Below are 24,007 nucleotides of genomic sequence, written 5' to 3'. Positions count from 1 at the left end.
GACCCTGCACATCTGCCCCGCCTCGCATCATGAATGCGAGGCGGGGCAGATCGCGTGAGGAGTCGCTCGGGCTCTACTTGTCTCTGTGGTTGAGGTAGTACGAAATCAACGAACGCGTTGAGGAATCCTCTTTGGCGACTGCGTCGGCATCTCCTCCGACGGCGGGGGCAAGATCTTGGGCAAGTTGCTTTCCCAGCTCGACGCCCCACTGATCGAATGAGTCGATTCCCCAGACGGTCCCTTCGACAAAAGTGATGTGCTCGTAGAGGGCAATCAATTGACCTAGAACAGAAGGCGTCAGCGCTGGTGCCATCACGGAGGTCGTGGGCCGGTTGCCCGAGAATACCCGAGCGGGAACGACGGACTCGTCGGTGCCCTCGGCTCGAACTTCTTCCTCTGTCTTCCCGAAAGCCAGGGCCTTGGTCTGGGCGAAGAAATTGGCGAGAAAAAGCTCATGGACGTCGGTCTTGCCGTCCTTGGTCGGGTGACTCGGATTCGCGAACGCGATGAAATCGGCAGGGATCACGCGGGTGCCCTGGTGGATCAACTGGTAGAAGGCGTGCTGGCCATTGGTGCCGGGCTCGCCCCAGAAAATCTCGCCGGTCTGGGTGGTCACGGGGGATCCGTCCCAGCGAACGGATTTTCCGTTCGATTCCATGGTCAACTGCTGCAGATAAGCTGGGAAGCGGTGAAGATGCTGGTCATAGGGGAGAACCGCGTGCGAGGCGGCACCGAAGAAATTCACATACCAAACGTTGAGCAATCCCATGAGCAATGGAAGGTTCTTCTCCGCCGGTGCCGAACGGAAATGCTCGTCCATCGCGTGGAAACCGGATAAGAACTCCTCGAACACGTCCGGGCCGAGCACCACGGCCAGAGAGGTTCCGATCGCGGAATCCACGGAGTAGCGGCCGCCGACCCAATTCCAGAAACCGAACGCGTTCTTTGGGTCGATCCCAAAAGCTTCTACCTTGTCTAGGGCAGTGGACACGGCCACGAAGTGGCGGGCCACGGCCTCGGTGTCTTCGGCGTCCGAGAGTGCACCTGATTCTCGCAGGGCCTCGAGCAGCCAGGTGCGGCACACACGGGCGTTGGTGAGGGTTTCCAGGGTGCCGAATGTTTTGGAGGCGACGATGAACAACGTTGTCTCGGGATCCAAATCCGCTACCGTTTCGGCTGCATCAGTGGGATCGATATTGGAGATGAATCGAGCGGTCAGACCGTCCTGTGCATACGTCCTGAGTGCTTCATAGGCCATGACAGGGCCCAGGTCCGAGCCGCCGATGCCGATATTGACCACCGTCTCGATGGGGCGACCGGTGATCCCGGTCCACTCACCGGACCGCACGCGATCGGCGAAATCGTAGACCTTGGCGAGGACTTCATGCACGTCCTGGTCGATGTCTTGTCCATCGACCTCGAGCATCGGCGCGGCTCCATTGGGGCGACGCAACGCCGTGTGCAGGACAGCGCGGTCCTCCGTCACGTTGATGTGTTCGCCGGCAAACATCGCGTCACGACGCTCCTCGACACCCGCCTGTTCCGCAAGTTTGAGAAGCAACCGGCGGGTTTCGCTCGTCAAGAGGTTCTTGGAGAGATCCGCGACGAGATCGCCGGCGGTGAGGGTGAACTCCTCCGCGCGCTGGGGGTCTTGGTCGAACCATTCTCTGAGATCGGGCTCGAGGACCGCATGATGCCGGGTCAGTTCTTTCCAGGCTTCGGTGGACGTGATGTCGGGAATCTGTGATGCACTCATGGTTTCCATTCTCCTATGCCGGGCCGGGATATTCCATAGCGTTCCGGTGCCGAACCGAAGGGATCATTGCACACGGTTGGCGTCTCGAATCGGTCCAGTTGGTCAACGGTTCAAAAGATTGATTAGGCTATAAGTAAGTGTGCTTGCTTTTCGGGCCGCGACTGCGAAGGCATGTGTGTGACTTTGTAGATACGAGCAGTTGGCGGACCGCTGTCTGCGCACGACACGCATCACTAAATGAGGTACAGAACGAGGATTGCATGGCTAACTTCTTGACCAGGAAGCCGGACCTTCGGGTCGGCGGCGTCCCAGATCGCTTGCACGAGAAGATGAAGCGCGGGGCAATCGACAAAAGAGTCTTTATACCTGCGGCAATCATCATGGCGCTTTTTATTAGCATCACTATGATATTTCCGCATCAGGCCAATGAACTATTTACTGCGCTGCAAACGGACGTCATCGGATATTTCGGCTGGTATTACACGGCAATTGTGGCCGTCTTCGTCGTCTTTGCGCTGTATCTGGGCTTCAGCCGGCTCGGCGACATCAAGCTGGGACCGGACGATTCCACACCCGACTATTCGTTCATGACATGGCTGGCCTTCCTGTTCGCGGCAGGTATGGGCATTGGGCTGGTGTTCTACGGCGCATCGGAGCCTATCTCTCACTTCATAACGCCTCCGCCAGAGGTGGGGGGTTCGCCGGAGCAGTTGGCTCAGCAGAGTATGTCCCGCAGCTTCCTGCACTGGGGCCTGCACCCGTGGGCCATCTACGTGATCGTCGGTATGGCGATCGCCTATTCGGCCCATCGGAAGAAATTGCCGTTGTCCATCCGGTACTCGCTCAAACCTCTCCTCGGGGACCGAATCAGTGGCATTTGGGGAGATGTCATCGACATCGTGGCCCTGGTCGGGGTGCTGTTCGGCGTCGCGACGTCGATGGGCCTCGGCGTGATGCAGATTGCGTCAGGTCTTGGCTTCCTGAATATCGACGCCACCAGCAACATGGGCTACACCATGATCATCATCCTTCTCTCGGCCGTCACTTTGTTCTCGGTGGTCACCGGCCTCGAGAAGGGCATGAAATGGCTTTCGAACGGCAACCTGATTCTGGCGGCGGTGATCGTACTCTTCGTGCTGATCATGGGACCCACGATCTTCCTGCTCCGTGAGTTCGTTCAGGCCATTGGCCATTACCTGCAGCACGTCATCGAGTTGACGTTCTCGACCTTCGCGCTCGACGGTGCTGAAGGTCAGGAGTTTGCAGGCACCTGGACAACCTTCTACTGGGGCTGGTGGATCTCGTGGTCGGCCTTCGTCGGAATGTTCATTGCTCGTGTTTCCAGGGGACGCACCGTTCGTGAATTCGTTCTCGCCGTTCTTCTGGTCCCCGCGGCGATGTCGTTCTTCTGGTTCTCCGTGATGGGCGGTACTGCGCTGCATACCGAGCTCTTCGGTGACGGCGGACTTGCGAACCTGGACAGCGAAGGCATCCTGTTCACGATGCTTCAGGACTTGCCGGCCTCCGGCGCGCTGATCATCGGTTCAGTGATTCTGATTATCGTTTTCTTCGTGACCTCGGCCGATTCGGGCGCGTTGGTGCTGGGCATGATTTCTTCTTCCGGCTCCCCGAACCCGAAGACTTGGGTTCGAGTTTTCTGGGTCCTGGTCGCCGGCGGCACCGCGACGGCCCTGCTCTGGGCGGGCGGAGAGAACTCGTTGAACGCCATCCAGACGATTTCGATTCTGACGGCGTTGCCGTTCTCGGTGGTCATCGTGTTCATGTGCATCTCGCTGTTCAAATCACTGCAGGCCGAACACCAGTTGTTCATTCGGGCTCAGCGGCGCCAAGTCCGGAACGAGATCGCAGACGAAATCTCCGAGAGCGTCAATAGCCAGGTTTCGGCCAACTTCAGCCAGCTCGAGGAGCACTGGAACGACCGCATGGAAGCTGAGGCCGTGGAAGCCGCGGAAGCTGCGGTTGCTTCTGGTGCGTCTTCGGCGTCGACCTCGGGCGCCAAGAAGCGGAGCGGCAAATTGCCGTGGCGCTCCATGAAGGACTGATGGCGGCTGACACGCCGTTGAAAACGGAGTACAAAAAATAATCCAAAAGGCCCGCTCCCTTGGTGGAGCGGGCCTTTTGCGCGTCCGGAGCGTCGAAGGCAACACGGCGGTTACATACAAGCAACAAATGTGGTTTAGACTTCTTCCAAGCGTGTCATGCATCACAAGTTTCCGCTCGTACGCGGGGCCTTGAAACGTTACCCACGGGGCATCGCGCGCGCTTATCACATCGATCAATCACTCCTAGGAGGCGAAATGCGATTCTCACGCATTTCAACGTTCGCGAGCGTTGCGGTGATCTCCGCATTGGCTCTTACCGGTTGCGGCGGGGGATCCTCCGCCGGAAGCGGAGACGCCGACTCGTCCGCCGTCATCACAGCCGACAGCGTCGAACCGCAGAACCCGTTGGTACCGACCAACACGTCTGAAAATGGCGGCGGTGTCGTCGTAGAGAACATTTTCAATGGCCTCATCTCGTACGACGAGGACGGGAAACCGCAAAACGATCTGGCCGAGTCCATCGATTCGGACGACAACCAGAACTGGACTATCAAGATCAAGAAGGACAAGAAGTTCACCAACGGTGAGCCGGTCACGGCCCAGAGCTTCGTGGACTCCTGGAATTACGGCGCAGCCGCCAAGAACGCACAGGCAGCTTCGACCTTCTTCAGCCCGATCGAAGGATACGACGCTGTATCCGGAGAAGGATCCACAGAAGACAAGATGTCCGGCCTGCAGGTCAAGGACGACAACACGTTCACCGTCAAGTTGAACTCGCCGCAGTCGGACTTCGATCTCCGCCTCGGGTACGCCGCCTACGTCCCCATGCCCGAATCGGCTTTCAAGGACATGAAGGCCTTCGGTGAGAATCCGGTCGGCTACGGTCCCTACAAGATGGCCAAGGAAGGGGCATGGCAGCACAACACCCAGATCGATCTGGTCAAGAACGACGACTATGACGGTCCGGAGAAGCCCAAGAACGGTGGTATCACTTTCAAGCTGTACCAGAACCCGGATACTGCCTATCAGGACCTGCTCGCCAATAACTTGGACGTTCTGCAACAGATTCCGACCTCTGCTCTGGGCAACTACAAGGACGACCTGGGTGACCGCAGCCTGGACAAGCCGTACGCCGGAAACCAGACGATCGCCATCCCGTACTACCTCAAGAACTGGAGCGGCGAAGCCGGTAAGCTGCGTCGCCAGGCGCTGTCCATGGCAATCGATCGCGATGAGATCACCAAGGTGATCCTGAACAACACTCGGAAGCCGGCGACGGACATGACCGCACCGGTGCTGGAAGGCTACAAGGACAAAATCGAGAACTCGGACAACACCAAGTTCGACAAGGACAAGGCCAAAGAGCTCTGGGACAAAGCAGAGAAGATGCAGCCCTACGACACGTCCGAGAAATTCACCATCGCCTATAACGCTGATGCCGGCGGACACAAGAAGTGGGTCGACGCGGTAGCGAACCAGATCAAGAACAACCTGGGCATCGATGCAGAAGGCAAGTCCTACTCGACCTTCAAGGAAGTCCGCACTGACGCGACCTCAGGCAAGCTGACCGGAGCCGTACGTTCGGGCTGGCTCGGGGATTACCCTTCGCTCTACAACTTCATGGAGCCGACGTACACCAAGGGCGCCAACTCGAACGACTCGAAATACGACAACCCTGAGTTCGAGAAGAAGTTGAATGAGGGTCTCGCCGCCACCGACAAGGATGCGGCCAACAAGGCCTTCCGGGAAGCCGACTCGATGTTGCTCGAGGACCTTCCCGCCATCCCGCTGTGGTACTCACAGGCCAACGTCGGTTGGTCGGAGAGCGTTTCCGGCGTCAAGGCGTCCTGGAACGGTACCCCGATGTACTACAACGTGGAGAAATCCTCCTGACCGTGCCGGAATCGGCCATATAACTCAGAAGATGGAGGGCCGCTGTGCGGCCCTCCATCTCCGCTTGCCTCTGAGGTAGATACTTATGAATTCTAGCCAAACGAACCATCGACGCGGAGTCGACCTATCAGGCTTGGGGATGATCTAAGCCGTGTTGTGGTACCTCTTCAAACGTCTCCTCCAGCTCGTTCCCGTATTCCTGGGCGCGACGCTGCTGGTCTATTTCTTGGTCTTCATGCTCCCAGGTGACCCGCTTGCTGCTCTCTGCGGCGAGAAGGGCTGCACCCCTGGCGTCGCCGCGGCATTGACCGAGAAATACCGACTCAACGACCCGTTCCTGGTCCAGTACCTCCATTATCTCGGAGGGCTCTTCACCGGAGACCTGGGCGTGAACTTCTCGGGCCGCGAGATTGGCTCGATCCTCGAATCCGCATTCCCCGTCACCGCACGATTGGCCATCGAAGCGCTGATCTTCGAGGGAGTCTTCGGCGTGATCTTCGGTCTGTACGCGGGACTCAAAAAGGGCAAGCTCTTCGACTCGACTGTTCTGGTCATCTCGCTGATCGTCATCGCCATCCCGATTTTCGTCCTGGCCTTCATGATGCAGTTCTTCGTGGGCGTCCGTTTGGGACTCGCCAAGCCGACCGTCTCGGGCGCAGCAGGCTGGGGAGAACTCATCCTGCCGGCCGTGGTCCTGGGCCTGGTCTCATTCGCCTATGTCCTGCGCCTGACCAGGACGTCGGTGGCGGAGAACGTCAACGCAGACTACGTGCGCACCGCAACCGCCAAGGGACTGAGCCGTGGACGAGTGATAAGGGTCCATGTTCTTCGTAACTCCATGATTCCGGTCGCCACGTTCCTCGGCGCGGACCTCGGAGCGCTGATGGGCGGTGCCGTGGTTACCGAGGGGATCTTCAATGTGCCCGGAATCGGTTCCCAGCTCTACAAAGCACTCACGCTCGGAGATGCCCCTACGGTGGTGTCCATCGTTTCGATCATGGTCCTGATCTTCTGCGTGGCCAACCTGTTGGTTGATTTGCTCTACGCCTGGCTCGACCCGAGGATCCGCTATGCATAAATTTGAAAGTTCAGAAATCAACCCATCCGAGAACGCAGAAGCCAAAGAAAACATGCGTGAACGGATTCAGCCCGAAGCCGCGGAACATGCGGTCGCGGGCAATCAGAAAGATCTCGGGGGATCGGCCGTCGCGATCGAGCACTTCATCGCCGATATCGATGAGACCCCCGTGGTGGCCACGGATTCCTCCGTTACGGACGAAGCTCCGCTGAGTCTGTGGAAAGACGCGTGGCGACAACTCCGCACCAAACCGACCTTCATCTTCTCGGTAATCCTGATCGTTCTGGCAGTTGTGATCGCCTTCTTCCCGCAACTGTTTTGGACCGAGAACCCTGCCAGCGGTCAGTGCCTCCTCGAGAATTCCAACGGCAAGGCCGGGTCGGGTCACATCATGGGCTTCACAGCTCAAGGGTGCGACGTCTACTCGCGCGTCATCGCCGGCACCCGGGCGTCACTGACCGTCGGTCTCTTCGCGACCCTCGGCGTCGTCGTGATCGGTGGAATCGTCGGTGCCATCGCCGGGTACTTCGGCGGATGGGTTGACGCGGTCCTCGCCCGTTTGGGCGATATCTTCTTCGCTCTGCCGTTGATTCTCGGCGCATTGGTCATCATGCAGCTTCCGGCATTCCGCGAGAATCGCGGCGTGTGGACGCTGGTCCTGATTCTCGTGCTGCTGGGGTGGCCGCAGGTCGCGCGAATCATGCGTGGTGCCGTGGTCGAAGTCCGCAATGCGGATTACGTGACCAGCGCTCGTTCGCTGGGAGTCTCGTCATTCGGAATCCTCATGAAACACATCATCCCCAATGCCATGGCCCCGGTCATCGTGATCGCGACCATCTCATTGGGCACGTTCATCGTCGCCGAGTCGACGCTGTCCTATCTCGGTATCGGTCTGCCGCCCGAGATCATGAGCTGGGGCAACGACATCTCCGATGGCAAGGACGCGTTCCGCTCCAACCCCATGCCCGTGTTCTGGCCAGGTTTGGCCTTGTCCCTCACGGTTCTGAGCTTCATCATGCTGGGCGATGCCCTCCGTGATGCGCTCGATCCCAAGTCCCGGAAGAAGTGACCCATGACTGAAGAAACAGTGAAACCGCTGCTCGAAATCAAGAACCTGGGAATCACGTTCAAAACCAGCACGGGTGAGATAGAGGCTGTCAAGGACTCGAACTTCACCGTGATGCCGGGGGAGACCGTGGCCATCGTGGGAGAGTCGGGATCCGGCAAGTCGACCTCAGGACTCGCGGCAATCGGTTTGCTTCCGAGCAATGGCCGAGTCTCCAGCGGCAATATCATCTTCGACGGCAAAGACATCACCCACATCAGCGAGGCGGAGAAGGTTAAGCTTCGCGGCAACCAGATCGGCATGGTGCCTCAGGACCCCATGTCGAACCTGAACCCCGTGTGGAAGATCGGGTTCCAAGTCAAGGAAACGCTCAAAGCGAATGGTCTGCCCAGCGCAGACAAGGATGTCAGCCGCGTTCTGGAGCAGGCAGGTCTTCCGGACGCCGAAAAACGTTCTCGCCAGTACCCTCACGAATTCTCCGGCGGTATGCGCCAGCGCGCGCTCATCGCGATCGGCCTGTCGTGCCAGCCGCGCCTGTTGATCGCCGATGAGCCGACCTCGGCCCTCGACGTGACCGTGCAACGCACCATTCTGGATCACCTGGAGACCATGACCCAGGACCTCGGAACGGCCGTCCTGCTGATCACACACGATCTCGGTTTGGCCGCCGAACGGGCCCGCAAAGTCGTTGTGATGTACAAGGGTCGCGTGGTCGAGGCCGGACCGGCATTGGATCTGCTCCGCAACCCTCAGCATCCCTACACCAAGAAGCTCGTCGAGTCCGCTCCGTCTTTGGCCTCTCGACGTATCCAGGTGGCCAAGGAAACCGGGCGGGAAGCCGAGGATCTTCTGGCCGAACGCCCGAAGACCGAGATTCAGGCGACTCTGCAGCAAGACTTCGTGCGGGTCCAGAATCTCACCAAGGTCTTCAAATTGCGGGGCGCTTGGGGCAAATCGGAGCGGTTCACGGCCGTGGATGACGTCACCTTCTCGATCCCACGAGGTACGACGACTGCGGTTGTCGGGGAATCGGGTTCTGGCAAGTCGACCGTGGCCCGCATGCTCTTGGGCCTCGAGACCATCACGAAGGGGAACATTTCCTTCGACGGCCGGGACGTCGCAGGCCTCAAGGGTCGCGAAATGTTCAAGTTCAGGCGTCGAGTGCAGCCGATCTTCCAGGATCCGTACGGTTCCCTGGACCCGATGTACAACATTTTCCGGACGATCGAAGAACCCATGCGTGTTCACAAGGTGGGCACCAAGTCCGAGCGCGAGAAGAAGGTCAACGAGCTCCTGGACCAAGTTCAACTCCCGCATTCGATGATGGCTCGATACCCGAATGAGCTGTCCGGCGGCCAGCGCCAGCGTGTGGCCATCGCTCGTGCACTGGCGTTGAACCCTGAACTCGTCGTCTGCGATGAGGCGGTCTCCGCCCTGGACGTCCTGGTACAGGCGCAGATCCTGAACCTACTCGCCGAATTGCAGTCCGAGCTCGGCTTGACGTATCTCTTCATCACCCACGATCTCGCGGTGGTTCGCCAAATCGCGGACAACGTGTGCGTCATGGAAAAAGGGAAGATGGTCGAGGCCGGGTCCACGGATTCCGTGTTCGAAGATCCCCAGACCGACTACACGAACAAGCTGCTCGCGGCCATTCCCGGAGCGGGCCTGATGATCCCGCCCGAGGCCGCCTGAGCAAAATTCGCGACCGGTGATGCCCGGGGTTTCCGCCACGATGGTGGGAGCCCCGGGCATCGGCGTTTGACGACCTGGCTATGATGGGTACTGGCCCCATGCGGTCGCGCATGAACGCGCCTGAAAATTACGCCGACGCTGTGGCCCACCATGACGTCACACCAGCCACTCTCCAGCAAAGCGAGCCTTATCGTATGACTGAAACTTCCAGCACCGCTACGCGAACCGACATCCGCAATGTCGCGATCGTGGCCCACGTTGACCACGGCAAGACCACCATCGTCGACGCCATGCTCAAACAGACCCACGCATTCTCTGACCATGCGGACGTCGAAGATCGTGTGATGGACTCCGGTGACCTGGAACGTGAAAAGGGCATCACGATCCTCGCGAAGAACACCACCGTCGAGTATTCGGGTCCCGCAGCGAACGGGGAAACCGTCACCATCAACGTGATCGATACTCCCGGCCACGCCGACTTCGGAGGCGAGGTAGAACGCGGCCTCTCCATGGTCGATGGCGTCGTCCTGCTCGTTGACGCTTCCGAAGGTCCGCTCCCGCAGACTCGCTTCGTACTGCGCAAGGCGCTGGCCGCCAAGCTGCCGGTCATCCTCGTCGTGAACAAGGTAGACCGCCCGGACGCGCGAATCGAAGAAGTCGTTTCCGAGACCATGGACCTTCTCCTTGGTCTTGCTTCAGACCTGTCCGAGGAAGTTCCGGACCTCGACCTCGACGCCGTCCTCGACGTGCCGGTCGTCTACGCTTCCGGCAAGGTCGGGCGCGCCTCGACCGAGCAGCCCGCTGACGGCGAGATCCCCGACAACGAAGATCTCGAACCTCTATTCAAGACCATCCTGGATCACGTTCCGGCCCCGACGTACGACCCGGCCGGTGTTCTCCAGGCGCACGTGACCAACCTGGACTCCTCACCCTTCCTCGGACGTCTGGCTCTGCTCCGCGTCTTCAACGGAACCCTCAAGAAAGGCCAGACCGTCGCTTGGGCCCGCCAGGACGGACAGCTCAAGAACGTTCGTATCTCCGAACTGCTCAAGACCAAAGCCCTCGACCGTGTCTCGGCCGATGAGGCCGGTCCCGGCGAAATCGTCGCCGTCGCAGGCATCGAAGACATCACGATCGGCGAGACCCTGACGGACGCCGAGAATCCGAATCCGTTGCCTCTGATCACGGTGGACGATCCGGCGATCTCGATGACGATCGGTATCAACACCTCCCCGATGGCCGGTCGCGTCAAAGGCGCCAAGGTCACGGCTCGTCAGGTCAAGGACCGTCTGGACAAGGAATTGATCGGCAACGTATCGATCCGCGTTCTGCCTACTCAGCGTCCCGATGCCTGGGAAGTTCAGGGGCGTGGCGAGCTCGCGCTCGCGATCCTGGTCGAGCAGATGCGTCGCGAAGGCTTCGAGCTGACCGCGGGCAAACCGCAGGTCGTCACCAAGGTCGTGGACGGCAAGGTCCACGAACCAATCGAGTACATGACGATCGACGTCCCGGATGAATTCATGGGTGCCGTCACGCAGCTCATGGCGAGCCGAAAGGGCCGCATGGAAACGATGACCAATAACGGCACCGGTTGGGTACGCATGGAGTTCCGCGTTCCTGCTCGTGGCCTCATCGGCTTCCGGACGCAGTTCCTGACAGAGACCCGTGGTGCTGGCATTTCGAACTCCTACGCAGACGGTTTCGAGCCGTGGGCCGGAGACATCGAATACCGGACCAACGGTTCGCTGGTGGCTGACCGTGCGGGCGTCGTGACTCCCTACGCGATGATGAATCTGCAGGAGCGCGGAACGTTCTTCGTGGAGCCGACTTCGGAAGTTTACGAGGGCATGATCGTGGGCGAGAATTCTCGCGCCGACGACATGGAGGTCAACATCACGAAGGAGAAGAAGCTGACCAACATGCGTTCGGCCAGCGCGGACAACTTCGAGAACCTTACGCCTCCGCGCAAGTTGACGTTGGAAGAGTGCCTCGAATTCGCTCGTGAGGACGAGTGCGTGGAGATCACGCCCGAGGCTATTCGCATCCGGAAGGTCATCCTCGACGCCAATGAGCGTGTCCGTGCCTTCCGTGCCCGCAACCGCGCCAATTAATCCGAGGAATCAGACAGCACGTCTTCACCGATGACCAACCCCGAAACACACGGTTCCCATCCTGAACCGTTTTACCCCGAACAGGCCGAGTACACGTCGCCGGACGCGGTGCCGTCCCTGCTACCGGAGGATCTGGATCCTCGGCAAGCGACCATATTGTTCATCCACGCGCATCCGGACGACGAGTCCACCTCGACCGGGGCGACGATGAGCTACTATGCGCGAGCCGGGGCCAAGGTCGATCTTCTGACCATGTCCCGGGGTGAAATGGGAGAGGTCATCGGTGAAGAGCATGCAGCGTTGGACGTGCGGAATCGTCCCTCCGAGGATCGAGGAGAGAAGCTGGGTGCGCTCCGGGAAATCGAGCTCGAGGCCGCGTGCCGCGAGCTGGGCGTTCGACGCCACTGGTTCGCTGAACGGTCCAAGAGCCCAGGTTTCTTCCGCGACTCTGGGATGTCGTGGGGCAGGCACGGTCGCGCTGCGGCAGCCGAGAACGCGGCTGCCGACTGCCTGACGCACGCGCCGCTCAAGGAATCTGCCGCGGCCATCGCGAGGGTCATCGAGAAGTCCCGTCCCGACGTCGTGGTCAGTTACGACGTCGACGGCGGCTACGGACATCCCGACCACCAAAGAACCCATGAGGCGACCCTCAAGGCCCTGTCCTTGCTGTCCCGCAAGGCTCAACCGGCTCTGGTCTGGGGTGTGGAAGGCGAAGCGGATCCGCAGGACGAGAGACAGCAAGCCGTCGTCCAAGGGGATGCCGCGGCCAAAAAGCGTGCCATGGCCGCCCACGCGACGCAGGTCGTCGTGGGGGAGGGGAGGACCTTCCACTACTCGAATAACATTGAACAGAAGATCAGCGGAGCAGAATCGTTCAGACTTCTTGCGGAATCCGTCGATCAATCGCGTGAAGAGCGAAAGAACGTGGCAGCCGGCCCGATCAACTCCGCCATCGCCGGAGTGGGGTTGGGCTTGGTCATCGGTTTCATCGGAACCATGTTCCACGCTTCGATCAGCTATTTTTCGGGGTGGTACCTCCCCTGGGGTCTTTTCTTGGCTCTCCTGCTGGTGCTGAGCGCAACGCTGTGGGTCTCGCATTACACCCGTAAGGCCTGGGCCACGGTTCTTCCCGGAACCACTGCTTTTCTGGAAATCGGGCTCTTCATCTACGCCCGGTCGGACTCGCTCCTGGTGATTCCGAATCCCAAAGTTCCGATCGGCCAGGTCGGGATTGCCTGGGTACTCGGGACCCTGGTGATGACGATGATCGGCCAATGGATCTCCAACCGCGCGATCCTGAAGACCCGAAATTCGTAACGTCACGCAAGACTTCACGCGGCTTAACCGCAACCGCCTTGTGACGTGATAACTCATACAGTGTGAAGTACCCACGTGAGTCCGCGCCACATGCACGACTAGACTGATGGTTCAACAGACTTGCCGCGGAGCAACGAACCGAACCGCGACGACCGGGGACCCGGTACCGATGAGAGGTTTGAATGACATACGTAATTGCCCAGCCCTGCGTCGACGTCAAGGACCGCGCGTGCGTTGAAGAATGCCCCGTCGACTGCATTTACGAAGGTGAGCGGTCCCTTTACATCCACCCGGATGAGTGCGTGGACTGCGGCGCATGCGAACCGGTGTGCCCCGTCGAAGCGATCTACTACGAGGACGACGTTCCCGAAGAATGGGATGCCTATACCACGGCGAATGCCGATTTCTTCGATGACTTGGGTTCGCCCGGTGGGGCCGCTCGGACCGGCGTCATCGACCACGATCACCCCTTGATTGCCGGGCTGCCGCCCCAGAACCAAGAATAGGACCGGCCCGCATGTCTTCCTTCGGTTTGAGCCTGCCGGATTACCCCTGGAACTCCCTGGCTCCTTATCGCGAACGCGCCGCCGGTCATCCGGATGGCACGGTGGACCTGTCGATTGGTACGCCGGTCGACCCGACCCCTGACGTCATCCGGCAGGCTTTAGCCGACGGGGCAGATGCTCCGGGGTATCCGACCACGCAGGGAACCGCGGAAGTTCGGCAGGCCATTGTCCAATGGTATGCGCGCCGTCGTGGGGTAGAAGGTCTGGACGAGACATCCGTGATGCCGACCGTAGGCTCCAAGGAGCTGGTGGCTTGGTTGCCATTCCTCCTTGGCCTGGGTGAGGACGACGTCGTTGTGCGCCCCGTCGTTGCCTATCCCACCTATGATATCGGGGCGAGGTTTGCTGGGGCGCGTGCCGTCGCTGCAGACAATCTGGAAGATCTGGATGCAGAGACTCGTTCCCGCGTGAAGCTCGTGTGGGTGAATTCACCCGGTAACCCCACAGGCACGGTGAGGGATGCGACATCTTTGGCCCAGATGGTGCGCGAGGCACGTGAACTCGGCGCCGTCGTGGCGTCCGATGAATGTTATGCGGAATTGGGATGGGGCGACTGGGACGAAGAACGAGGTGGCCAGCGTGTGCCGTCCGTTCTTGATCCCCGAGTCTCCGGTGGCGAGATGACCAACCTTCTTTCCGTCTACTCCCTGTCCAAGCAATCCAACCTCGCCGGATATCGGGCGGCATTCGTTGCGGGGGATACGGGTCTGATCGCGAACCTCATCAACTCGAGAAAACACGCGGGCATGATCGTGCCGCGTCCTATCCAAGATGCCATGACGATTGCCCTGGGCGACGAGAATCATGTCGCGCACCAGAAAGCTCTTTATCGGTCCCGGCGTGAGGCCCTGAAGCCCGCCGTCGAGCAATACGGCTTGTCGATCGAGGGATCACGGGCCGGACTGTATCTATGGGGAACCATGGGGGAGGACACCTGGACCACGGTGGGTCGTTTTGCCGATCTTGGCATCGTGGTCGGCCCCGGGGTCTTCTACGGTGACGAGGGAGACGGACACATACGGATCTCTCTGACCGCATGCGACGAACGTATCGAAGCGGCCGTCCGGCGGCTATCGAAGGCCTGACTCGAGGAGACCCTGGCCGGCGGCGGATATCGAAGTGTCTTATTTCGCCGCGTCAAGCGCGGTGAAATGTCCGTGCACATCGCGAGGATGATTCGTGACGGTATGTCTGCAAAGGGTAGGCTATGCAGAGATAATCTGTGTCCCCGCCCACGCCGCGGCCCTGACTGTTATGGCAGGGCGGCGCTTTTGTGCCGGCACCAGGGCGACCCCCGAGGCTTGGCATGTCACGGCGGAGGACACACGCAAACGGGAGGAAATATGACCGATAACGCGACCTTCACCTTCGACGGTACGAGCGTCGACTGCCCGGCCGTCAAGCCGACTGACGGGACGGGCGCATTCGACATCGCCAAACTTCGTTCCGAAACCGGGGGGTACGTCACCTACGACCCCGGCTTCATGAACACCGCCAACGTCAAGTCCGCTGTCACCTATATCGACGGCGATGCCGGAATCCTGCGATACCGTGGTTACCCGATCGAAGATCTTGCCAAGAAAGCGAGCTTCGTCGAGGTCGCCTACCTGTTGATCTACGGTGAGTTGCCAACGCAAACGCAGTTGGATGAATTCGATCGTATGATCCGGACCCACACCATGGTCCACGAGGATCTGAAGATCTTCTTCTCAGGTTTCCCTCGGACCGCGCACCCGATGCCGGTTCTGGCTTCGGCGGTGTCCGCACTGTCGACCTTTTACAGCGACTCGTTGGATCCGCACGACGAGCACGAGGTCGAGGTCTCCACGATCCGTTTGCTGTCCAAAGTGCCGACCCTGGCGGCGTATGCATTCAAGAAGTCCAAGGGCGAGCCGATGCTCTACCCGCAGAATGACCTCAATTACGCTGAGAACTTCCTGCGGCTGTGCTTCGGCGTTCCCGCAGAAGACTACGAGGTGGATCCGGACATTGCAGAGGCACTCAACCTCTTGCTGATCCTTCACGCGGATCACGAGCAGAACTGCTCGACCTCGACAGTCCGCCTGGTCGGCTCGTCCGATGCCAATATGTTCGCTTCCGTCTCCGCTGGCATCAATGCTCTGTACGGACCTAAGCACGGTGGCGCAAACGAGGCCGTCCTGAACATGCTTCGCAGCATTCAGTCCGAGGGCATCAGCCCCGAGGATTTCATGGAAAAAGTCAAGAACAAGGAAGAGGGCGTACGCCTGATGGGCTTCGGCCACCGGGTGTACAAGAACTACGATCCGCGCGCCCGCATCGTGAAGGCCACCGCGGACAAGATCCTGAAGAAGATCGGCGGCGACGACGAGCTCCTCGAGATCGCGATGCGTCTCGAGGACAAGGCACTGGCCGACGACTACTTCGTCGAGCGCAAGCTCTATCCGAACGTGGACTTCTACACGGGCCTGATCTACAAGGCGATGGGCTTCCCGGAGCAGATGTTCACGGTGCTCTTCGCCATCGGTCGTCTGCCCGGGTGGATCGCCCAGTGGCGTGAGATGATGCTGGATCCGTCCACCAAGATCGGCCGCCCTCGCCAGGTCTACACCGGTGAGACCGAGCGTCGTTACCCCGGGGTCGAGTAGCCAGACCAACTCAGATTCGGGCCGTCGCGTGCATCTCGGGTTCACCTACGAACAGGGATGCACGCAACGGCCCGATTTTTATCTGAGGCGGTTCGCATATCCCTTGGCCCTCGCCACAGAATTCAGGGCGCCTTCAACCCGCCCGGGGTCGCTGATCAGCGGCAAGCACGGACGACGTCCGCCGGAATAATGTCCACACCGGACCTCGCCTACCTCATGGTGTGGGAACATGGGTGTCCACTGCGAGTTACTGACAGCGAATCGGGCTATGGGGTGGATTACGGGCCGCTATGCAACCCGAAATGCACGCGCGATCCCGGTCCGCTGTCTATCCCTCGTATCCGTTGGGATTGTTCTTCTGCCACCGCCAGTGATCCGCGCACATGGTCGCGATGTCTCGGCTCGCGGACCAGCCGAGATCGGCCAGGGCAGAAGAGGGATCCGCGTAAGAGACGGCGACGTCCCCCGGCCGGCGATCCACGATCTCGTACGGGATTTCCTTGCCCGATGCGTTTTCGAAAGCCTCGCGCACCTCGAGGACCGAATAACCGTTGCCCGTCCCGAGGTTCCACGTATGGAGTCCGCCTCGTTGCGAAACGTAGTCGAGGGCCTTGAGATGACCTTCCGCGAGATCGACGACGTGGATGTAATCCCGCACACCGGTACCGTCCGGTGTGGGGTAGTCGTCGCCGAAAACCTTGAGCTTGTCGCGGCGCCCGACCGCGACCTGCGCTATGAAAGGCAGCAGGTTGTTCGGAACCCCCGTGGGGTCTTCGCCGATCTGTCCGGATTCATGGGCACCTACGGGGTTGAAGTACCGCAGAAGAGCAACATTCCAGGACTCGTCCGACTGGGCCACGTCGATCAGCATGTCTTCAATGTGCTCTTTAGTTCGGCCGTAACAGGATTGAGCGTCCATGGGCAGCTTCTCGGTGAGAGGCATCTCCTCGGGAGCGCCGTAGACGGTCGCCGATGACGAGAATACGATTGAACGACACCCCGACTGATCCATCGCCTGCAGGAGATTGATCGTTCCGGCCACGTTGGTGTTGTAGTACCACAGCGGTTTTTCCGCCGATTCGCCGACTGCCTTCAGCCCTGCGAAATGGATCACCGCCTCCGGCCTGGTCGATTCGAAAAGCTCGTTCATCGCCGGAGCGTCCAACAAATCCACTTCGTGGAATTCGGCACGCTTGCCACCGGCGAGATCGCTGACCCGTTCCAGCGAGGCCTTGGACGAGTTCGCGAGATTGTCCATAACGACAACCTCATGCCCGGCTTCGAGAAGAGCCAGAACCGTATGGCTGCCGATATAGCCGGCACCGCCGGTCACCATGATCTTCATGTCTATTTCCTAACGGTGGGTGAACTAGTTGGCGTGCAGGACTGAATTGAGTTCAACGGATCCAGTCGCGCGGGGGATTGCTTCCACGGCGCCGCTCTGGGAGTTGCGGCGGTACAGCAAATTCGCGGTCCCGGATAGGTCCGCGGCTTTGACGACCTTCGATTCCTGGCTCGTGACTACAGTCACGCGGGTTCCAGTGGTCAGGTACAACCCGGCCTCGACGACGCAGTCGTCGCCCAACGATATCCCCACACCGGCGTTGGCGCCGAGAAGCACGCGTTCGCCGAGGCGGACGCGTTCCTTGCCACCTCCGGACAACGTACCCATGATCGACGCGCCGCCGCCGATGTCGGTGTGGTCACCGACCACGACGCCCTGGCTGATGCGGCCCTCGACCATGGCGTGGCCCAGCGTTCCGGAATTGTAATTGACGAAGCCCTCGTGCATGACGGTTGTGCCGTCCGCGAGATGAGCGCCCAGGCGCACGCGATCGGCATCGCCGATACGGACACCGGTGGGCACCACGTAATCGACCATGCGCGGAAATTTGTCGACCGAGTAAACAGTCACGTGTCCTCGTGTACGCAGCGCCAAACGCACCTGTTCGAGCTCGGAAGCGAGAACGGGGCCGAAATTGGTCCACGCCACGTTGGCGAGTTTCCCGAAGACGCCGTCCAAATTGATCGAATTCGGCACGACGAGGCGGTGCGAGAGGGCATGGAGCCGCAGATACACATCTGCCGCGTCGACGGGCTCCTCCTGAAGCCGAACGGAGGTCTCAATAACCTTCAGTTCTACGTTGCGGGCGACGTCAGGGCCCTGTGAGGCCTCCAGGGCGTCGCGCACGGAGGTCTCCGCGGTCTCTGAAAGGGCTGGGGCTGGATACCAGACGTCCAGGACCTGTCCCTTGTTGGGGCCGGCGGCCACGACGGTGGCCAGGCCCAAGCCTGCTGCGTATTCGGCGCTCGTACTTGAAGTCATGTTTCCCAGTCTACGAAAACCTGGACGATGTTCCGTAGTGTGAGCCCGGGTCGTACCGAATCGTAAGACGATACTAAGGTGAACGCATGACTCCCCACAGCTCAACGAAGCCTCGAAACGTCCCGTCCCTGAACCTGACCCAAGACGTCGCACAGCTGACGGCAGACTTGTTGGACATATATTCGGTCTCCGATGCCGAGGAGCCGATTGCCGACGCGGTCGAACGAGCACTGGGAGAACTCGGACACTTGACCGTCCAACGCCATGGTGACACCGTGGTCGCCCGCACGGAGCTCGGACGGGATGAAAGAGTTGTTCTTGCCGGTCACTTGGATACGGTTCCCCTTCCCTCGACCCCGGGAGCGAGGGGCACCGTTCCTTCGGAATGGGACCAGTCCGAGGGCCGCAGGGTCCTGTACGGGCGTGGCGCGACCGATATGAAGGGGGGTGTGGCGGTTCAGCTCCAACTGGCGGCGACCCTGACTCAGCCGGGCCGTGACATCACGTACGTCTTCTACGATCATGAAGAGGTATCCAGCGACGCGTCGGGGCTGGGGAAACTGCTGAAAGTCGCCCCAGAACTGGTGACCGACGCCGATTTTGCTGTTCTGCTCGAACCGACGGACGGCCGGATCGAGGGCGGTTGCAACGGCACGATGCGTTTCTGGATCCACACCTCCGGTATTGCCGCCCATTCCGGGCGAGCTTGGATGGGCGAGAACGCTATTCACAAGCTGGGGCGTGTTCTCCGGATTCTCGAAGAGTACGAGCCGGGCAGCGTGACCGTTGAAGGCCTGGATTTTCGGGAAGGCCTCAACGCGGTCCAGATCGAAGGAGGGGTGGCAGGCAACGTTATTCCCGACTCATGCAACGTTCACATCAATTACCGTTTCGCCCCGGACAAGACGTTGGACGAGGCGATGGTCCGGATGCGAGAGCTCTTCGAAGGATACGAACTCGACATCGTGGACGCCTCGCCCGCGGCCAGACCGGGTTTGGATGCGCCACTCGCTCAAGAACTGGTCCGCTCGGTCGGAGCCGACCCCCACCCGAAATATGGCTGGACCGACGTCGCACGATTCTCCGCAATAGGAATTCCGGCGGTGAATTTCGGACCGGGCGACGCCTTACTGGCCCATTCCGACAACGAGCACGTTTTCGCCTCCGAAGTCCACGACTGCCTGAACGCGCTCGAACGGTGGCTGACCTCCTAGAGGTGGTGGGACATCGTCTCAGGCGATTTTCATTCTCATAGTCCAGAATGAGTGTATGAACTTTATCCTGGTGGGACTGACCTTCGTCATCTTGGCGGCCGTCCTCATCTCGTGCGCCGTTCTGGGAGCCGACCGGCTTTCCGGTGCCGAGTATGCATCTCGCGATGGTATCGACTGCCCCGGACCCGAACGAGGGCCTCTGGAAGACGGCCAAGGTGCTTCCGGCACCGAACGCCCGGTCACACATAGTAACCACACGTGAGTCCCGCGAAACACCTCATGACCCACGCGGTGGCCAGCTTCAGGCTATGGGTCCTGGGACTGCCCATTTGGACTTGGGTGTTGGGCGTTTACACTGCTACGCGCATTTGGGGATGGGCGGCGTTCACTCTTGTCGGGCGGCAACAGCAAGCCAGTCCCTGGGGAGCGGGACCCCTGAGTTATCTGCAGTTCATCGGTATCTGGGACAGCGATTGGTATCGGCATATCGCCGAGATCGGATATCCGAGTGTCCTTCCAGTGGATATGTCGGGCACCGTCGACCAGAACCCCTGGGCCTTTTATCCACTGTTCCCCATGACGACGTCGGTTCTGATGAAGGTGACCGGCCTTTCCTGGCCAGCGGCGGGAGGCCTGGTCTCGATAGCGTGCGGAGCGGTCGCTTCGATTCTTCTCTACGGACTATTCACATCTGCACGGGCCGTCGCGACCCGTACTGAAGACGTAGGTGGGGAGCAATATGTTTCCCCACGTCGCATCCTTCACGGGTTGGGCCTGAAGCAGCCGGGTCACGGTATCGACGGTTTCGCGCTCTGGACGACGGCCTTGGTCCTCCTGAGCCCGGTCGCGCCGATCCTTCAAGTGCCTTACGCCGAGTCCATGAACTTCATGTTTCTCGCGGGATTTCTCCTCGCTCTGGTCCGCGGAAATCTGGTCATCTGTTCGATAGTGCTGATCCCGACCTGCTTGTCCCGACCTGTGGGGGTCCCGATCGCCCTTGCGATGGGATGCTGGTGGCTGACGCGATTCGTCATCGCCTACCGAGGACAGATCGAAGCAACCGGTCGCCGACGATTTGTCGTGGCGTTCGGAGCCTCGGCCCGGTATCTCGCGGTGGGGCTCTTTGCCTGCGTCTGCGCTCTGGCGTGGCCCGCCATTGCGTGGATCGCTACCGGCCGATACGACGCGTACACGGCGACGGAAACCGCCTGGCGCGGAGAGCATCTCCTTCCGTTCCAACCCTGGATCGACCAAGCGCTGAATTACCTGGGAGAACCGGGTCCCCTTGTACTTCTCATGCTGGTCGTCGGCTTCTTGTGGGTAATGCATAGCCGGGCCGTTTTGACGACGTTGCCGCGTAACATCCGGTACTGGTGTTACGCCTATGTCGCGTATTTGCTGGTCTTTCTGTTTCCGCAGTCCTCCACTTTCCGGTTGCTGCTTCCAGTGTTTCCTCTTGCAGCGCCTCTGGTGGCTGTCTCGGATTCGCGCGCTTACCGCACAACACTGCTCGTCGGGGCAGCCCTGGGGCAACTTATTTGGATTGGGTGGCTATGGCATTGGAAAGAACTGCCTAGTGGCGGTGACTATCCACCGTAGAGGTCACATCGGGACCGCAACCTGGTTGTTAAGGTGATGGAGCTATCATTGGGCAACCGGGGGATCTCTGTTCCTCGGCGATGAGCGTCAATCCGACAAGGAGCAACAATGGCCGCGATGAAGCCGAGAACCGGTGAAGGACCCATGGAGGTCGCGAAAGAGGGCCGGTCCCTCATCATGCGGATTCCCCTTGAGGGCGGAGGCCGTTTGGTCCTCGAAATCACCAAGGACGAGGCTCAGTCTCTGAAGGAATGCCTGGATCCCATCACGCATTCGTGACGCCGGGGAACACCAGGCACGGCGACGACGCGCATGCCACATAGGCCTCCATCACAAAGGACGGCTCGTACCCGGTTAGGGCTGGTAATGTTCTGGTGTGTTTGGAATCAACGGTGCCGAGTTCCTCGTCTTGGCCGTTATCGTCTTTGTGGTGATAGGTCCTGAGCGCATGCCTGAGTACGCGCGGCAGCTCAAGGACCTCATCAAGTCATTGCGTCGTACAGCAATGGAGGCAAAGGATGACATGAAGGACACGCTCGGCCCAGAGCTGTCGGACATCAACTGGCGGGCTTATGATCCTCGGCAATATGATCCTCGGCGGATCGTACGCGAGGCCCTTTTGGAAGACGACGAGGAGCTGAAACAGGAGCAGACCCAGGCATCGACTCCGCCGGCGACCAATACCAGCCGTTTGTCACCCGGTCAGCTCGCGCCGTACGACACGGAAGCAACCTGACCCCGAGAACTTTATAAGAATCACCAAGGCCGGACGATTAGCATCGTCCGGCCTTGTCATATGCGCTCTTCCGGATCGGTTTCACCTCGATCCGCCAGGGCTAGTGCAGATCCAGCGGAAGGCTCCGGCCCGAGAGACCTCGTTTGAGTCCCCGAATCCCTTCTGCGACGTCCCTCAGAGCGACTGCCGACGGCGATACCGGGTTCGACCAGACCACAGGCACCCCGTCGTCTCCTCCTTCGCGAAGGGCCAGATCCAAGGGAACAGATCCGAGTAAGGGGACGTCAGCACCGAGAGATTCCGTGAGGCGCTCAGAGAGCTTCTCACCGCCCCCGGAACCGAATATGTCCATGCGGGTGCCATCCGGCATGATCATCCCGGCCATGTTCTCGACGACGCCCACGACTTTCTGGCCCGTCTGAAGTGACATGGTTCCGGCGCGTTCGGCGACGTCTACGGCGGCAACCTGGGGAGTGGAGACGACCACGAGTCCCGCGTTGGGGACGAGTTGGGACATGGAAATAGCGATATCGCCCGTACCCGGCGGCAGGTCGAGAAGCAGAACATCCAGGTCTCCGAAGTGGACGTCCGTCAGGAACTGTTCGAGGGCCCGGTGCAGCATCGGACCGCGCCATGCGATGGGTCGATTGTCTTCGACGAACATACCGATCGAAATGACTCTGATCGATCCCGGAATCCGGTCCTTGCCCAGCCCGGTTCTTTCCGACTCGGGGACTTCTACCACTGGGGGAAGGATCATGTCCTCGAGCTTGGTCGGCGGCTGAGTGATCCCGAGCAGCCCGGGGATCGAGAACCCGTGCACGTCGGCGTCGACGATCCCTACCGAGAGACCGCTCGAGGCCAACGACGCCGCGAGGTTCGCCGTGACGGTGGACTTGCCGACGCCGCCTTTGCCCGAGGCTATTGCGTAGACCTGGGTCAGGTTTGCCGGATCCGCAAAGGGGTTGGTCTTGGTATGACCCAATTGGTCCCTGAGCCGGTTTCGAGCCTCCGCGTCCATGTAGCCGAGGTCGATCTCGACGTCCTCGACGCCGTCCACCTGAGAGACGGCCTCGCGAACGTCGGTCTGGATCGTGTTTTTGAGAGGGCACCCCTCGATCGTCAGTTTAATGCCGATATGCGCGGTGGCCCCGTCCAACTCCGCATCGGTGACCATTCCCAGTTCGGTGATCGGGCGGCGCAGCTCGGGGTCGATGACTCCCGAGAGTGCTGCACGCAGGGCCTCATTCATCGGGTTTCCTCAATTCATCGGGTTTCCTTGGAGACGCCCCACGGGGTGTTCTCCGCTGAGGCGGTGCGGTGCTCGAGCCGGAAGCTCCGTCGGTTGCTTTCGCGATATCCAGGATCGAGGTCTTGGGCTCGGCCTCTTTAGCCGGCCATGACAAGTCCGACTTCTTCCGCTGTTGTTCGCCGGCATCCTCGGCCTCGACTTTGCCCTGGTCCCGCGCGTCCTGGACGATTTCCTCCAGGAGGTCTCGGATCTCCGAGCGGACGAAGTCGCGGGTAGCGACCTCTCGCAGAGCGATGCGCAGGGCGGCGATCTCCCGGGTCAGATACTCCGTGTCCGCGAGATTCTGCTGTGCTCGCTGACGGTCCTCTTCGGCGACGACGCGGTCGCGGTCGTCCTGCCGGTTCTGAGCCAGCAACAGCAGCGGTGCGGCGTAGGAAGCCTGCAACGAGAGCATGAGTGTCAACAGGGTGAAGTTCAGCGCGCGGGGGTCGAACTGCCAACTCTCCGGGAGCAAGGTGTTCCACAAGAGCCACACGGTCACGAAGATCGTCATCCACACGAGGAATTGGGGCGTGCCCATCCACCGTGCGAAGGATTCCGTCATGACGCCGAATGACTCGGGGTTGGGTCGATAGCGCTGGTACCACTTGGGCTTGCTGGCCAGCGGCATGTCGAGGCCAGCGCGGTGGGTATCACGGCTTCTACGGC

20 protein-coding genes are annotated in these 24,007 nt (G+C 60.3%); 15 read left to right on the top strand and 5 right to left on the bottom strand.

Annotated features, from left to right (window positions below; all coding sequences use genetic code 11):
• Window positions 1-73: 73 nt before the first annotated feature.
• Entirely contained in the window at window positions 74-1,756 is a 1,683-nt protein-coding gene (gene pgi, locus EWR20_RS07580; RefSeq protein ID WP_129360001.1) for a glucose-6-phosphate isomerase, read from the bottom strand.
• A gap of 260 nt (window positions 1,757-2,016) precedes the next feature.
• On the opposite strand from pgi, the gene EWR20_RS07575 reads away from it, so the two are divergent.
• The 10 genes from EWR20_RS07575 (at window position 2,017) to EWR20_RS07530 (ending at window position 16,172) form a co-directional block, all read left to right on the top strand.
• Window positions 2,017-3,819: a BCCT family transporter gene (locus tag EWR20_RS07575; protein ID WP_129360000.1), complete on the top strand. Its 1,803-nt coding sequence runs from the start codon at window positions 2,017-2,019 to the stop codon at window positions 3,817-3,819.
• A gap of 255 nt (window positions 3,820-4,074) precedes the next feature.
• On the top strand, window positions 4,075-5,712 hold the full coding sequence (locus tag EWR20_RS07570) for a peptide ABC transporter substrate-binding protein (protein ID WP_129359999.1): 1,638 nt from the start codon (window positions 4,075-4,077) through the stop codon (window positions 5,710-5,712).
• A 151-nt stretch (window positions 5,713-5,863) separates the two neighbouring features.
• Window positions 5,864-6,790, top strand: a complete 927-nt coding sequence (locus EWR20_RS07565; protein WP_129359998.1) for an ABC transporter permease — start codon at window positions 5,864-5,866, stop codon at window positions 6,788-6,790.
• Entirely contained in the window at window positions 6,783-7,859 is a 1,077-nt protein-coding gene (locus tag EWR20_RS07560) for an ABC transporter permease (RefSeq protein WP_129359997.1), read from the top strand. The genes EWR20_RS07565 and EWR20_RS07560 overlap by 8 nt, the downstream gene beginning before the upstream one ends.
• A gap of 3 nt (window positions 7,860-7,862) precedes the next feature.
• On the top strand, window positions 7,863-9,551 hold the full coding sequence (locus EWR20_RS07555) for a dipeptide ABC transporter ATP-binding protein (RefSeq protein WP_129359996.1): 1,689 nt from the start codon (window positions 7,863-7,865) through the stop codon (window positions 9,549-9,551).
• A gap of 194 nt (window positions 9,552-9,745) precedes the next feature.
• Window positions 9,746-11,662: a translational GTPase TypA gene (typA, locus tag EWR20_RS07550; RefSeq protein ID WP_129359995.1), complete on the top strand. Its 1,917-nt coding sequence runs from the start codon at window positions 9,746-9,748 to the stop codon at window positions 11,660-11,662.
• Between the two features lie 30 nt (window positions 11,663-11,692).
• Entirely contained in the window at window positions 11,693-12,979 is a 1,287-nt protein-coding gene (locus EWR20_RS07545) for a PIG-L family deacetylase (RefSeq protein ID WP_129359994.1), read from the top strand.
• A gap of 182 nt (window positions 12,980-13,161) precedes the next feature.
• Complete coding sequence (gene fdxA / locus EWR20_RS07540; RefSeq protein ID WP_129359993.1) at window positions 13,162-13,485, top strand: ferredoxin; 324 nt, start codon at window positions 13,162-13,164, stop codon at window positions 13,483-13,485.
• Window positions 13,486-13,496: 11 nt separating this feature from the next.
• Window positions 13,497-14,630, top strand: a complete 1,134-nt coding sequence (gene dapC / locus EWR20_RS07535; protein ID WP_129359992.1) for a succinyldiaminopimelate transaminase — start codon at window positions 13,497-13,499, stop codon at window positions 14,628-14,630.
• A 258-nt stretch (window positions 14,631-14,888) separates the two neighbouring features.
• The gene (locus tag EWR20_RS07530; RefSeq protein WP_129359991.1) at window positions 14,889-16,172 is read left to right on the top strand and encodes a citrate synthase; all 1,284 of its coding nucleotides are present in this window, start codon (window positions 14,889-14,891) and stop codon (window positions 16,170-16,172) included.
• Window positions 16,173-16,500: 328 nt separating this feature from the next.
• Here EWR20_RS07530 and galE read toward each other — a convergent pair whose 3' ends face one another.
• Together galE and dapD are read right to left on the bottom strand one after the other, a co-directional pair.
• Window positions 16,501-17,517, bottom strand: a complete 1,017-nt coding sequence (gene galE, locus EWR20_RS07525; protein WP_129359990.1) for a UDP-glucose 4-epimerase GalE — start codon at window positions 17,515-17,517, stop codon at window positions 16,501-16,503.
• A 24-nt stretch (window positions 17,518-17,541) separates the two neighbouring features.
• On the bottom strand, window positions 17,542-18,507 hold the full coding sequence (dapD, locus tag EWR20_RS07520) for a 2,3,4,5-tetrahydropyridine-2,6-dicarboxylate N-succinyltransferase (RefSeq protein ID WP_178946274.1): 966 nt from the start codon (window positions 18,505-18,507) through the stop codon (window positions 17,542-17,544).
• 77 nt (window positions 18,508-18,584) lie between these two features.
• On the opposite strand from dapD, the gene dapE reads away from it, so the two are divergent.
• The 5 genes from dapE to EWR20_RS07495 all read left to right on the top strand — a co-directional run bounded on the left by dapE (window position 18,585) and on the right by EWR20_RS07495 (window position 22,047).
• Window positions 18,585-19,712 carry a succinyl-diaminopimelate desuccinylase gene (gene dapE, locus EWR20_RS07515; RefSeq protein ID WP_129359988.1) on the top strand — a complete coding sequence of 376 codons (1,128 nt, stop codon included), beginning with the start codon at window positions 18,585-18,587 and terminating at the stop codon, window positions 19,710-19,712.
• Between the two features lie 55 nt (window positions 19,713-19,767).
• Window positions 19,768-19,974, top strand: coding sequence for a hypothetical protein (locus EWR20_RS07510; RefSeq protein WP_129359987.1), 207 nt, complete (start codon window positions 19,768-19,770; stop codon window positions 19,972-19,974).
• Window positions 19,971-21,311 carry a hypothetical protein gene (locus EWR20_RS07505; RefSeq protein WP_129359986.1) on the top strand — a complete coding sequence of 447 codons (1,341 nt, stop codon included), beginning with the start codon at window positions 19,971-19,973 and terminating at the stop codon, window positions 21,309-21,311. The genes EWR20_RS07510 and EWR20_RS07505 overlap by 4 nt, the downstream gene beginning before the upstream one ends.
• A 108-nt stretch (window positions 21,312-21,419) precedes the next feature.
• Window positions 21,420-21,590, top strand: a complete 171-nt coding sequence (locus EWR20_RS07500) for a DUF3117 domain-containing protein (RefSeq protein ID WP_129359985.1) — start codon at window positions 21,420-21,422, stop codon at window positions 21,588-21,590.
• Between the two features lie 97 nt (window positions 21,591-21,687).
• Entirely contained in the window at window positions 21,688-22,047 is a 360-nt protein-coding gene (locus tag EWR20_RS07495) for a twin-arginine translocase TatA/TatE family subunit (protein ID WP_129359984.1), read from the top strand.
• Window positions 22,048-22,147: 100 nt separating this feature from the next.
• On the opposite strand, the gene EWR20_RS07490 is transcribed toward EWR20_RS07495, so the two are convergent.
• Both EWR20_RS07490 and EWR20_RS07485 read right to left on the bottom strand, forming a co-directional pair.
• Window positions 22,148-23,299: an Mrp/NBP35 family ATP-binding protein gene (locus EWR20_RS07490; RefSeq protein ID WP_129359983.1), complete on the bottom strand. Its 1,152-nt coding sequence runs from the start codon at window positions 23,297-23,299 to the stop codon at window positions 22,148-22,150.
• Entirely contained in the window at window positions 23,292-23,969 is a 678-nt protein-coding gene (locus tag EWR20_RS07485) for a DUF1003 domain-containing protein (RefSeq protein WP_129360180.1), read from the bottom strand. Before EWR20_RS07485 ends, EWR20_RS07490 begins: the two co-directional genes overlap by 8 nt.
• Between the last annotated feature and the right edge of the window lie 38 nt (window positions 23,970-24,007).

This window comes from Rothia uropygioeca (assembly GCF_004136585.1).
Taxonomy (GTDB): Bacteria; Actinomycetota; Actinomycetes; order Actinomycetales; family Micrococcaceae; genus Rothia.
The sequence above is the reverse complement of the archived record's forward strand: the minus strand, read 5'-3'. Positions and strand labels throughout refer to the sequence as shown.